Below are 255 nucleotides of genomic sequence, written 5' to 3' on the forward strand. Positions count from 1 at the left end.
ATAGGCTGGGTGTGTAAGCATGGCAACATGTTGAGCTTACCAGTACTAATAGGTCGTGAGGCTTAGCCACTTTTTTCCACGAATAAATTTAGATACTTTGATGTTGAAATAACTGTTTACTACAACAAATTACATATTTGGACCCATGGAACATGACAAGAATAAAGCTTTCTGAAGTTCCAGGTCCGACCAGTGTAACCGGTGGCGATGGCGAAGAGGCCACACCCGTACCCATCTCGAACACGGAAGTTAAGC

General features: G+C 43.5%; 1 rRNA gene. It reads left to right on the forward strand.

Annotation, left to right across the window (positions count from 1 at the left end):
• Window positions 1-197: 197 nt before the first annotated feature.
• Window positions 198-255, forward strand: a 5S ribosomal RNA gene (gene rrf, locus HXW94_RS20615); the annotation flags it as partial.

It is taken from the genome of Desulfobacter latus (assembly GCF_013389365.1).
GTDB lineage: Bacteria > Desulfobacterota > Desulfobacteria > Desulfobacterales > Desulfobacteraceae > Desulfobacter > Desulfobacter latus.